The sequence below is a fragment of the Sphingomonas sp. CFBP 8760 genome, assembly GCF_014841615.1.
In the GTDB taxonomy this organism is placed as follows: domain Bacteria; phylum Pseudomonadota; class Alphaproteobacteria; order Sphingomonadales; family Sphingomonadaceae; genus Sphingomonas.
The window spans coordinates 62,802-73,534 of record NZ_JACYUG010000009.1 but is presented as its reverse complement, the minus strand read 5'-3'; the positions used below and the strand labels follow the sequence as shown (position 1 = coordinate 73,534).

The following is a 10,733-nucleotide window of genomic DNA, read 5'->3' as shown; positions in this document are numbered from 1 at the left end:
TCAGCGTGCCTGCTCCAGCAGCGCCGCCAGCCAGTCGCGCAGCGCGGTCACCCCGTCCAGCCGGTAACGGGCCTGCGTCACGCGCGCCGGGCCGATCAGCACCCCGGCCCCGCCCAGCGCGGCGGCGGCGGCGAAGCCGTCCTCGTCGGTCACGTCGTCGCCGAAGAACCACGGCGTCGCGCCCGCCATCGCCTCGTCCGCGAACAGCGCGCGCAGGCCGGCGCCCTTGTCGCCGGGCAGGCGCACCTCGGCCATCATCTTGCCGGGCTGGAAGGTCAGCCCGTGCGTCGCGGCGACCTGAGCCGCCGCCGCGCTGGCCTCGGCCTCCAGTTCGGGGCGGGCGCGGTAATGCAGCGCGGCGCCCAGGCTCTTGGTCTCGAACACGATGTCGTTGCGCGTCGCGAACGCCGCCATCTCCGCCGCCGCCGCGTCCAGCGCGGGCGAGCGGCCGGGCAGGCTATGGCCGTTCGCCGGCGTCCGCAGTTCCGCGCCGTGGCTGGCCGCGATCGCCAGCAGCGGCCCGCGCGTGCCGAGGAAGCCGTCGAGCTGCGCGACCGACCGCCCGCTGACGATCGCCACCCGCCCCGGCATCGCCGCCGCCAGCCGGTCGATCAGCGCGAGCAGCGCATCCTCCACCACCACCGCCTCGGGCCGGGCGGCGAGTTCGACCAGCGTCCCGTCGAAATCGAGGAACAGCGCGGTCGTGGCGGGATCGGGCAGGGGCGGGGCGATCAGGTCGGGTGCATCCATGCCCCCGATAACGGCCCGCTCCCGCATCCGTTGCGCCGCCGATACAAAACCGGCCCACCCGTTCACCCGGTCGGCCGGCCGGTCAGCTGCGCATGATCGCCATCACCGCATCGATCACCGACGATCCGGCGAGCGGGCCGACCAGCAACATCAACAGGTTGAAGCCGATCACCCAGCCCACCACCCGTTCGCCCCGCTTCGTCAGCCGGGGGGCGGGCGGGGCGGGGCGCCATGGTTCGGCGGGGGGCCAGGGATCGCGGGTATCGAGGAACATGGTCGTTCTCCTGTGGTCGGTGCGTCAGGTCGTCGGCATCGGTCCCCGGAACACGTCGATCCCGTCATACCGTTTCAGCGCCACCGGCCGGCCGGTCTGGGCGCTTTCGTAGATCGCCTCCATCACGACATGATCCTGCAACCCCTCCTCGCCGGGTGTGCGCGGGCGGCGGTCGGCGATGATGCAGTCGGCCATATGGTCGATCTCGGCGGCGAACTGGTTCTTCGGCGGGATGTTGACCTGCTGGCGCACGTCCGCCCCGCCCACATTCTGCGCGACGTACAGCTCCTGCCCGCGATAGCGATAGGCGGAGGGCATCTGCACGGTGGCCCGCGCGAAATTCAGCACCTGCGCCTTGTCGTCCCGCGCGCCGTAGCTGGTCAGGCACTGCGCCATGAATTCGGACGGGAAGCGCATCGTGAACGCCACCGTCTCCTCCACCTCGGCATAGCGTGGATCGCCGGGCGGGCTGTATTGCCGCGCGAACACCTCGACCGGCTCCTGCCCGGTGAGGAAGCGCGCGGTGTTGACCAGGTACAGCCCGATATCGGGCAGCGTGCCCCCGCCCGCCAGCGCCTTCTTGTGCCGCCACTGCTGCGCGCCGTCGGGGGCGACGGTCTGCGTGTTGGTCATCGTCGCGCCGACCAGCCGGCCGAACGTCCCCTCCTGCACGAAGCGGCGGGCACGCTGGTTATAGGGTTCGTACTGGATGCGGTACGCGATCATCAGCTTGACGTTCGCCTTCGCGCACGCCGCGATCATCGACCGCGCCTCCGCCGACGAATTCGCCATCGGCTTCTCGCACAGCACATGCTTGCCCGCGCGCGCCGCGCGTTCGACATACTCGCGGTGCATCCCGTTGGGCAGCACGATATACACCGCCTGCACCGCCGGATTGTCGCGCAGCCGGTCGAACCCCGCATAATCGTAGCACTGGTCCGGCGCGATGCCGTATTGCGCCGCCACCGTCCGCAACTTGTCCGGCGATCCCGATACCAACGCGACCAGCTTCGCGTTCTTGCATTCCGCAAAGGCGGGCAGCAGTTCCTCCAGCGTCAGCCGGCCCAGCGCCACCACCGCGAAGCCCACCCGCCGTTCCGGGGGCAGCGGCGCGGGCGGCGGTGCGCTCTTGGGATCGGCCTCGCCCCGCCATTCGGGAAAGGCCACCTTGCCGCCCTCGACCCGGCCGGTATCGACCGCGCTGGGGGGCGGCAGGCGCTGCGCCACCGCCTTGCCGCCCAGTGCCAGTCCCGCCACGGCACCGCCCATCAGCATCAGGCGCCGGTCTATCGCATCGGTCATCGGCCATTCCTCGATCAGACAACGCGATAGGGAACGATCCGCCGCGTCTCCGGCTCCACGGCGATCGCACGATCGGCGGGGGGAAAGGCCCGCTGGTCGCAATCCGCGCGCGGACACAGTCGGCACGATATGCCGATCGGCGTCGCCGCGCCCCGCCGGTCGACCGCATCGGCATAGACGAAGTCGGCGGCGTGGCTCGCCTCGCAGCCCAGCACCACCGCGAAGCGGCGCGGCGCGCGCGTGAACCGGCCCGACGGCTTCACCAGCCCCTTCGCCATCGAGATGTAGCGGACGCCGTCCGGCGTCTCCGCCTGCTGCACCAGGATACGGTCCGGGATCGCGACCGCCTCGTGGACATGCCATAACGGGCAGGCGCCCCCGAACCGCGCGAATTGCAGCCGGGTCGCGCTGTGCCGCTTGGTGATGTTGCCCGCCATGTCGACGCGGCAGAAATAGAAGGGCACGCCCGCCGCTCCCGGCCGTTGCAGCGTCGACAGGCGGTGGCACGCCTGTTCGAAACTGATGCCGAACACCCGCGACAGCCGGTCGATATCGTGGCGCACCCGCCGCGCCTCGCCGCGATAGCGTTCATACGGCATCAGCAGCGCGGCGGCGGCATAATTGGCCAGGCCCAGTTCCAGCAGGTGCCGCGCCTCCACGCTGGCCAGCCCCGATCCCGCGACGATCGTCGCGACCTGATCCGCGAAGGCCAGCGTCGCCAGCCGGTGCGCGATCTGGAACCGCCGGCTTTCGGGCGGCAGCGCCCCGGCCAGCACCAGCAGGCCCGGCCGGTCGCGGGCCAGCGGCGCATCGCCATCGTCGTCGGTGACCACCGCGATGCCGTGGCCGTGCAGCGTAGCGACCAGCGCCGCCTCCCCCAGCCCGCCGCCGCCGGTCGCCAGGGTGGTGGCCAGCGCCTCGCCCGCGCGATCGAGGGGATCGATGTAGTTGCCGGCCGCGTGGAACCAGTCGCGCACCGCCTCCCAGGGCAGGCGCGCGTCGCCGCCCGCGACCAGCGTCTCCTCCGCCACCGCCAGCCGTTCCTCGGCATCGCGCTTGGCGGCGTGGAGCGCGATCAGCCGGTCGGCGATGTCGGGGCGCTCCTCCGCCAGCCGCACGGTCGCCTCGGGCGGCAGCGGCGCCAGCGCCGGATCGGCCAGCGCCGCCGCCAGCGCCGCGACCCGCCGCGCCGGTGCCTCGTCGGCGATCGCGGCCAGTTCCTGCGGGTGATGGCGGGCCAGCGCGGCGATCACGGCGGCGGTCAGCGGCCGTTCGTCCCCCTCCAGCTGCGACAGGTAGCTGACCGACAGGCCGAGCCGCGCCGCCATCGCCCGCTGGTTCAGCCCGGCCGCCCGGCGCAGCGCGCGCAGCCGTTCGCCGGCATAGAGACGGGGCGGGGCCATGCCCCGGCTTAGTTCGCAACTGGTTCATTCGCAACTTCGCAAATTCACATTTGCGCGGGAGCGGCGACGCGGGCAGGAAGTGACGGCGCGTTTGCAGGAGGATGTCTTTGTCGTCGACCATCGCAATGTTGGAGGCGAAACGCGCAGGCGCGAAGCTGGGCGGCGGCGAAAAACGCATCGCCGCCCAGCATGGCAAGGGCAAGCTGACCGCGCGTGAGCGGCTGGACGTGCTGCTGGACGAGGGATCGTTCGAAGAGATCGACATGTATGTCGAGCATAACTGCGTCGATTTCGGCATGGCGGATCAGGTGATCCCCGGCGACGGCGTGGTCACCGGATCGGGTACGATCAACGGCCGGCTCGTCTATGTTTTCAGCCAGGATTTCACGGTGTTCGGCGGCTCGCTGTCCGAACGCCATGCCGCCAAGATCTGCAAGGTGATGGACACCGCGCTGCGCGTCGGCGCGCCGGTGATCGGCCTGAACGATTCGGGCGGCGCCCGCATCCAGGAGGGGGTCGCCTCGCTCGGCGGCTATGCGGAGGTGTTCCAGCGCAACGTGCTGGCCTCCGGCGTGGTGCCGCAGCTGTCGCTCATCATGGGGCCGTGCGCGGGCGGGGCGGTCTATTCGCCGGCGATGACCGACTTCATCTTCATGGTGAAGGATTCCAGCTACATGTTCGTCACCGGCCCTGATGTGGTCAAGACGGTGACGAACGAGGTGGTGACGCAGGAGGCGCTGGGCGGCGCGGTGACGCACACCACCCGCACCAGCGTCGCCGACAACGCGTTCGAAAACGATATCGAGGCGCTGCTGGCGGCGCGCGACTTCATCGATTTCCTGCCGCTGTCGAACCGGGAGGCGGTGCCGGAGCGCCCCACCGCCGATGCGTGGGACCGGGCGGAACCGGGGCTGGATACGCTGATCCCCGCCTCGGCCAACCAGCCCTACGACATGCACGAGCTGATCCGGAAGGTCGTCGACGAGGGCGATTTCTTCGAGACGCAGCCGGCGCACGCCGCCAACATTATCACCGGCTTCGGCCGGATCGAGGGGCGCACCGTCGGCTTCGTCGCCAACCAGCCGATGGTGCTGGCGGGTGTGCTCGACATCAATTCGTCGAAAAAGGCGGCGCGGTTCGTGCGCTTCTGCGACGCGTTCGAGATTCCGATCGTCACCTTCGTCGACGTGCCGGGCTTCCTGCCGGGGACGGCGCAGGAGCATAGCGGCATCATCAAGCACGGCGCGAAGCTGCTGTTCGCCTATGCGGAGGCGACCGTGCCCAAGATCACCGTCATCACCCGCAAGGCGTATGGCGGCGCCTACGACGTGATGGCGTCGAAGCATCTGCGCGGCGACCTGAACTATGCGTGGCCGACCGCCGAGATCGCGGTGATGGGCGCCAAGGGCGCAGTCGAGATCATCTTCCGCGGCCGCACGCCCGAGGAGATCGCCGAGCGGACGGCGGAATACGAGGCGCGCTTCGCCAACCCCTTCGTCGCGGCGGCCAAGGGCTTCATCGACGAGGTGATCCAGCCCCACTCCACCCGCCGCCGCATCGCGCTGGGCCTGCGCAAGCTGCGCGGCAAGCAGCTGGAGAACCCGTGGAAGAAGCATGACAACATCCCGTTGTGACGGCGGGATGATCGATGCGGCCGGCGGTTTATATCATGACGAATAGGCGCAATGGGACGTTGTACGTCGGCGTGACATCAAACCTGCCGCAACGCGCATGGCAGCATCGCGAAGGCTTGGTCGAAGGTTTCACCAAACGGTACGGATGCAAGTCGCTGGTCTGGTTCGAAGCCGCCGACATGATGGAAGCGGCGATCATGCGCGAAAAGCAGATCAAGAGCGGTTCGCGTGCGAAAAAGCTGGCGCTGATCGAGGCGATCAATCCCGGATGGCACGACTTGTACGAGCAGATCATGCATGACTGAATCACACTATCCTTCCGTCATTGCGAGCGCAGCGAAGCAATCCAGGGTCCCGCGCGGAACACTGGATTGCTTCGCTACGCTCGCAATGACGAAGCGGCGTTTGTCGACGGAAGGAGCCATGCAGCCATGACCCTCGGCCGCCTCAACCATGTCGGCGTCGCGACCCCGTCGATCGAGCGGTCTGTCGAAACCTACCGCACCCTGCTCGGCGCGACCGCGATCGGGGTGCCGTTCGATCTGCCCGCGCAGGGCGTGCGGGTGTGTTTCGTCGATGCGCCCAACACCCAGATCGAACTGATCGAGCCGCTGGACGATGCCTCGCCGATCGCGGGCTTCCTGCGCCGGAATCCGGCGGGCGGGCAGCATCACCTGTGCTTCGAGGTGCCTGATATCCATGCCGCGATCGCCGACCTGACCGCGAAGGGCGCGACCGTGCTCGGCCAGCCGCGGATTGGCGCGCATGGCACCCCGATCGTCTTCGTCCACCCGCGCGACATGGGCGGGTTGCTGGTCGAGCTGATGGAACAACCGAAGGACCATTGATGGCGCCCGTGAACATCCGCACCGACCGGCGTGGCGACGTGCTGGTCATCACGCTCGACCGCCCTGATCGGCTGAACGCCGCCCCGCCGGCGATGTTCGAGGAGATCGCGGCGGCCCTGCGCGAACGGGACGGCGCGCGCGCCGTGCTGGTGCAGGGGGCGGGCCGTGCCTTCTGCTCGGGGGCGGACGTGGCGGGCGGTGCGCTGTCGGCCGATGATCCGGGGGCGGCGACGCACCGCGCGCTGACCGACAGCTACAACCCTACGTTGGCGATGATCGCGGACCTGCCCGTGCCGGTGGTCAGTGCGGTGCGCGGGCCGGCGGCGGGGATCGGCTGTTCGTTGGCGCTCGCCGCCGATTTCTGCGTGGCGGGCGACACCGCCTATTTCCTGCAAGCGTTCGTCAATATCGGCCTCGTCCCCGATGGCGGTGCGTCGTGGATGCTGCCGCGCCTGATCGGCCGGCCGCGCGCCCTGCGGATGATGATGCTCGGCGAGCGGGTGCCGGCCGCGACCGCGCTCGACTGGGGCATGATTCACGCGGTCGTGCCCGACGCCGAACTGAACGACGCGGCGTTCGCGCTGGCCGATCGGCTTGCCGCCGGGCCGACGCTGGCGCTGGGTGCGATCCGTCGCCAGCTCCACGCCGCGCAGGACGGCGACTATGCCGCCGCGATGGCGCGGGAGGCGGACAACCAGCGGGCGATGCGCGGCACCGCCGACGCCGCCGAGGGCGGTCGTGCGTTCCTCGAAAAACGCCAACCGGCATTCCGGGGTAGCTGACATGGCCGATATCGAGATCAACACCGGCGAGGATGCGGGCGCCGCCCCATCCGCACCGCCCCAGCCCGAACCTACGCCGCAGCCGACGCTGGCCGACTGGCAGGCCGCCGCCGCGCGCGAGGTGAAGGGCCGCGACCTGACCTGGCCGACGCCCGAGGGCATCGACGTGAAGCCGCTCTACACCGCCGCCGACGTCACGACCGATCCCGGCCTGCCCGGTTTCGCGCCGTTCACGCGCGGCGTGCGCGCGTCGATGTATGCGGGGCGGCCATGGACGATCCGGCAATATGCCGGCTTCTCCACCGCCGAGGAATCGAACGCCTTCTACCGCCGCAACCTCGCCGCCGGGCAGAAGGGGCTGTCGGTCGCGTTCGATCTCGCCACCCACCGCGGCTACGACAGCGACCATCCGCGCGTGACCGGCGATGTCGGCAAGGCGGGGGTCGCGATCGATTCGGTCGAGGACATGAAGATCCTGTTCGACGGCATCCCGCTCGACCAGATGTCGGTCAGCATGACGATGAACGGCGCGGTGATCCCGATCCTCGCCTTCTTCATCGTCGCGGGGGAGGAACAGGGCGTCGATCGCAAATTGCTCGACGGGACCATCCAGAACGACATCCTGAAGGAGTTCATGGTCCGCAACACCTATATCTACCCGCCCGGCCCCTCGATGCGGATCATCTCCGATATCATCGCCTATACCGCGGCCGAGATGCCCAAGTTCAACAGCATCTCGATCAGCGGCTATCACATGCAGGAAGCCGGCGCGACGCAGGTGCAGGAACTGGCCTTCACCATCGCCGACGGTCGCGAATACGTCCGCGCGGGCGTGGATGCCGGGTTGGATATCGACAAGTTCGCCGGCCGCCTGTCGTTCTTCTTCGCGATCGGCATGAACTTCTTCATGGAGGTCGCGAAACTGCGCGCCGCGCGGACCCTGTGGCACCGGGTGATGACCGATCTGGGCGCGAAGGACGAACGGTCGAAGATGCTGCGCACGCATTGCCAGACCAGCGGCGTGTCGTTGCAGGAACAGGACCCCTACAACAACGTCATCCGCACCACGGTCGAGGCGATGGCCGCGATGTGCGGCGGCACCCAGAGCCTGCACACCAACGCGCTGGACGAAGCGATCGCGCTGCCGACCGATTTCTCCGCCCGCATTGCCCGCAACACCCAGATCGTGTTGCAGGAGGAGACGGGGATGACGAAGGTCGTCGATCCGCTCGGCGGCAGCTATTATGTCGAGGCGTTGACGCAATCGCTGGTCGATCAGGCGTGGACGATCATCGAGCGGGTCGAGGCGGAAGGCGGCATGGCGGCGGCGGTCGCGGCCGGCTGGCCCAAGGCGATGATCGAGGAAGCCGCCGCCGCGCGGCAGGCCCGCGTCGACCGGGGCGAGGACGTGATCGTCGGCGTCAACAAATACCGGCTGAAGGACGAGGACCCGATCGACATCCTCGATGTCGACAATGTCGCGGTGCGCGAGGCGCAGGTCGCGCGGTTGCAGACGATGCGCGCGACGCGGGACGAGGCCGCGTGCCAGGCGACGCTGACGGCGCTGCGCGAAGGGGCGGCGGGCACCGGCAACCTGCTGGCGCTGGCGGTCGAGGCGGCGCGCGCGCGCGCCTCGCTCGGCGAGATTTCCGCCGCGATGGAGGTGTCGTTCGGGCGCTACGGGACGCAGCCGACCCCGGTCAGCGGCATCTATGGTGGCGCCTATGCCGACGATCCCCGCTGGGCGCGGCTGACCGACGGGGTCGACGCCACCGAGCGCCGGCTGGGTCGCAAGCCCCGGATGCTCGTCGCCAAGATGGGGCAGGACGGGCATGATCGCGGCGCCAATCTGGTCAGCAGCATGTTCGCCGATCTGGGGTTCGAGATCGTGCCGGGGGCGCTGTTCCAGACCCCGCAGGAAGTGGCGGCACTGGCACTGGAGCGTCAGGTCGACGTGGTCGGCGCCTCGTCGCTGGCGGCGGGGCACAAGACGCTGATCCCCGAACTGATCGGCCATCTGCGCGACGCCGGACGCCCGGATATCAAGGTGATCGCCGGCGGCGTGATCCCCGCCCAGGACTATCAGGCGCTCCGCGATGCGGGCGTGCAGGCGATCTTCGGCCCCGGCACCAATCTTGTGCAGGCGGCCGAAGAGGTGTTGAGGCTGCTCGGCCATAACATGCCCCCCCAGACCGAGGCCGCAGAATGACCGTCGATACGCTTACCCGCCCGTCCGCCGCCACCGCCGCTCCCCATGCCGGCGATCCGCGCACCGACTGGACCCGCGCGGAAATCGCCGCATTGTTCGACCTGCCCTTCGCCGAGCTGATGTTCCGCGCGCAGACCGTCCACCGTGCGCATCACGCGGCGGACGAGGTGCAGCTGTGCACGCTGCTGTCGATCAAGACCGGCGGCTGTCCGGAGGATTGCGGCTACTGCTCGCAATCCGCCACCGCCGACAGCGGGCTGAAGGCGGAAAAGCTGATGGAGGTCGACGCAGTCCTCGCCAGCGCCGCCGAGGCGAAGGCCGCCGGCTCGCAGCGTTTCTGCATGGGCGCGGCGTGGCGCAACCCCAAGGACCGCGACATGGCGAAAGTGGTCGCGATGGTCGAGGGGGTGAAGGCGATGGGGTTGGAAACCTGCATGACGCTGGGGATGCTGGAGGCCGGGCAGGCCCGCGCGCTGGCCGAGGCCGGGCTCGATTACTACAACCACAATATCGATACCTCGCCGGAGAATTACGGCAACGTCATCACCACCCGCACCTTCGCGGACCGGTTGGAGACGCTGGGCCATGTCCGGGATGCGGGCATTTCGGTGTGCTGCGGCGGCATCGTCGGGATGGGCGAGACACGCGGCGACCGGGTCGGCTTCGTCCACGCGCTCGCCACCCTGCCGCGCCATCCCGAAAGCGTGCCGGTCAACGCGCTGGTGCCGGTGAAGGGTACGCCGCTGGGCGATATGCTGGCGGGCACGCCGATGGCGAAGATCGACGACATCGAATTCGTGCGGACGGTGGCGGTGGCGCGGATCGCGATGCCGCGCAGCATGGTACGCCTGTCCGCCGGGCGCGAGAGCATGTCGGAAGCGACGCAGGCGCTGTGCTTCATGGCCGGCGCGAACTCGATCTTCACCGGCGACAAGCTGCTGACCGCCGGCAACGCCGGCGACAGCGCCGACGCCGCCCTGCTGGCGAAGCTGGGCGTCCGGCCGATGACGGGCGCGGAGCCGATGCGGGTGGCAACGACGTAATGCCCACCATCCTGCGGATCGGGCCGTTCCGCCTGTATTTCTACAGTCACGAACCCAATGAACCGCCGCATGTCCATATCGATCGCGGCGAGGCGACGGCAAAGGTCTGGCTGGAGCCGGTCGACGTCGCGAAGAGCCGCGGCTTCCGTGCGCACGAGATCAATGGCATCCTTGCCATGGTCGTCGAACACCGTCCGATGCTTCTGGAGGCATGGCATGAATATTTCGGCTAGGATCACCGACGAACGGGTGCTGGACGTGCGGTTCGACGCAGCGAGCCTGATCGTCGATCTGATGGATGGTCGCACCATCTCCGCACCGCTCGCCTGGTATCCCCGGCTGGCCCGGGCGACGCCCGAAGCCCGCGCGGTCTGGGAGAAGGCCGGCGGTGGATACGGCATCCACTGGCCGGAGATCGACGAGGACCTGAGTACCGATGGATTGCTGCGCGGCGCACCGGCCGTCAGTTCACGGTGAACGACAGGCCC

Annotated in this window: 12 protein-coding genes; 8 read left to right on the top strand and 4 right to left on the bottom strand. The window is 69.2% G+C overall.

What is annotated here, in order from left to right; all coding sequences use genetic code 11:
• The 4 genes from otsB to IFT82_RS12545 form a co-directional block, all read right to left on the bottom strand.
• On the bottom strand, window positions 1–750 hold the full coding sequence (otsB, locus tag IFT82_RS12560; protein WP_192127225.1) for a trehalose-phosphatase: 750 nt from the start codon (window positions 748–750) through the stop codon (window positions 1–3).
• Window positions 751–832: 82 nt separating this feature from the next.
• Window positions 833–1,024 carry a hypothetical protein gene (locus IFT82_RS12555; RefSeq protein WP_192127223.1) on the bottom strand — a complete coding sequence of 64 codons (192 nt, stop codon included), beginning with the start codon at window positions 1,022–1,024 and terminating at the stop codon, window positions 833–835.
• A gap of 24 nt (window positions 1,025–1,048) precedes the next feature.
• Window positions 1,049–2,326: a Gfo/Idh/MocA family protein gene (locus IFT82_RS12550; RefSeq protein WP_192127221.1), complete on the bottom strand. Its 1,278-nt coding sequence runs from the start codon at window positions 2,324–2,326 to the stop codon at window positions 1,049–1,051.
• A 14-nt stretch (window positions 2,327–2,340) separates the two neighbouring features.
• Complete coding sequence (locus IFT82_RS12545) at window positions 2,341–3,729, bottom strand: helix-turn-helix domain-containing protein (protein WP_192127219.1); 1,389 nt, start codon at window positions 3,727–3,729, stop codon at window positions 2,341–2,343.
• 107 nt (window positions 3,730–3,836) lie between these two features.
• On the opposite strand from IFT82_RS12545, the gene IFT82_RS12540 reads away from it, so the two are divergent.
• The 8 genes from IFT82_RS12540 to IFT82_RS12505 all read left to right on the top strand — a co-directional run bounded on the left by IFT82_RS12540 (window position 3,837) and on the right by IFT82_RS12505 (window position 10,722).
• Window positions 3,837–5,363, top strand: a complete 1,527-nt coding sequence (locus IFT82_RS12540; protein WP_192127217.1) for an acyl-CoA carboxylase subunit beta — start codon at window positions 3,837–3,839, stop codon at window positions 5,361–5,363.
• 14 nt (window positions 5,364–5,377) lie between these two features.
• Window positions 5,378–5,668 (top strand): GIY-YIG nuclease family protein, encoded by a 291-nt coding sequence (locus IFT82_RS12535; RefSeq protein ID WP_192127216.1) that lies wholly within the window; start codon window positions 5,378–5,380, stop codon window positions 5,666–5,668.
• Window positions 5,669–5,794: 126 nt separating this feature from the next.
• Window positions 5,795–6,211 (top strand): methylmalonyl-CoA epimerase, encoded by a 417-nt coding sequence (gene mce, locus IFT82_RS12530; protein WP_192127214.1) that lies wholly within the window; start codon window positions 5,795–5,797, stop codon window positions 6,209–6,211.
• Window positions 6,211–6,993 (top strand): enoyl-CoA hydratase-related protein, encoded by a 783-nt coding sequence (locus tag IFT82_RS12525; protein ID WP_192127212.1) that lies wholly within the window; start codon window positions 6,211–6,213, stop codon window positions 6,991–6,993. The genes mce and IFT82_RS12525 overlap by 1 nt, the downstream gene beginning before the upstream one ends.
• A gap of 1 nt (window position 6,994) precedes the next feature.
• The gene (scpA, locus tag IFT82_RS12520) at window positions 6,995–9,202 is read left to right on the top strand and encodes a methylmalonyl-CoA mutase (RefSeq protein WP_192127210.1); all 2,208 of its coding nucleotides are present in this window, start codon (window positions 6,995–6,997) and stop codon (window positions 9,200–9,202) included.
• The gene (gene bioB / locus IFT82_RS12515; RefSeq protein ID WP_192127208.1) at window positions 9,199–10,245 is read left to right on the top strand and encodes a biotin synthase BioB; all 1,047 of its coding nucleotides are present in this window, start codon (window positions 9,199–9,201) and stop codon (window positions 10,243–10,245) included. The genes scpA and bioB overlap by 4 nt, the downstream gene beginning before the upstream one ends.
• A complete protein-coding gene (locus IFT82_RS12510; RefSeq protein WP_192127206.1) occupies window positions 10,245–10,478 on the top strand; it encodes a DUF4160 domain-containing protein in 234 nt (77 codons plus the stop codon). Before bioB ends, IFT82_RS12510 begins: the two co-directional genes overlap by 1 nt.
• On the top strand, window positions 10,462–10,722 hold the full coding sequence (locus IFT82_RS12505; RefSeq protein ID WP_192127204.1) for a DUF2442 domain-containing protein: 261 nt from the start codon (window positions 10,462–10,464) through the stop codon (window positions 10,720–10,722). The genes IFT82_RS12510 and IFT82_RS12505 overlap by 17 nt, the downstream gene beginning before the upstream one ends.
• Window positions 10,723–10,733: the final 11 nt, after the last annotated feature.

Excerpts from the sequence above, each read along its gene's own strand:
- otsB (WP_192127225.1), bottom strand. The coding sequence starts at position 750 with ATGGATGCACCCGACCTGATCGCCCCGCCCCTGCCCGATCCCGCCACG.
- IFT82_RS12555 (WP_192127223.1), bottom strand. The coding sequence starts at position 1,024 with ATGTTCCTCGATACCCGCGATCCCTGGCCCCCCGCCGAACCATGGCGC.
- IFT82_RS12550 (WP_192127221.1), bottom strand. The coding sequence starts at position 2,326 with ATGACCGATGCGATAGACCGGCGCCTGATGCTGATGGGCGGTGCCGTG.
- IFT82_RS12545 (WP_192127219.1), bottom strand. The coding sequence starts at position 3,729 with ATGGCCCCGCCCCGTCTCTATGCCGGCGAACGGCTGCGCGCGCTGCGC.
- IFT82_RS12535 (WP_192127216.1), top strand. The coding sequence starts at position 5,378 with ATGCGGCCGGCGGTTTATATCATGACGAATAGGCGCAATGGGACGTTG.
- mce (WP_192127214.1), top strand. The coding sequence starts at position 5,795 with ATGACCCTCGGCCGCCTCAACCATGTCGGCGTCGCGACCCCGTCGATC.
- IFT82_RS12525 (WP_192127212.1), top strand. The coding sequence starts at position 6,211 with ATGGCGCCCGTGAACATCCGCACCGACCGGCGTGGCGACGTGCTGGTC.
- scpA (WP_192127210.1), top strand. The coding sequence starts at position 6,995 with ATGGCCGATATCGAGATCAACACCGGCGAGGATGCGGGCGCCGCCCCA.
- bioB (WP_192127208.1), top strand. The coding sequence starts at position 9,199 with ATGACCGTCGATACGCTTACCCGCCCGTCCGCCGCCACCGCCGCTCCC.
- IFT82_RS12510 (WP_192127206.1), top strand. The coding sequence starts at position 10,245 with ATGCCCACCATCCTGCGGATCGGGCCGTTCCGCCTGTATTTCTACAGT.
- IFT82_RS12505 (WP_192127204.1), top strand. The coding sequence starts at position 10,462 with ATGAATATTTCGGCTAGGATCACCGACGAACGGGTGCTGGACGTGCGG.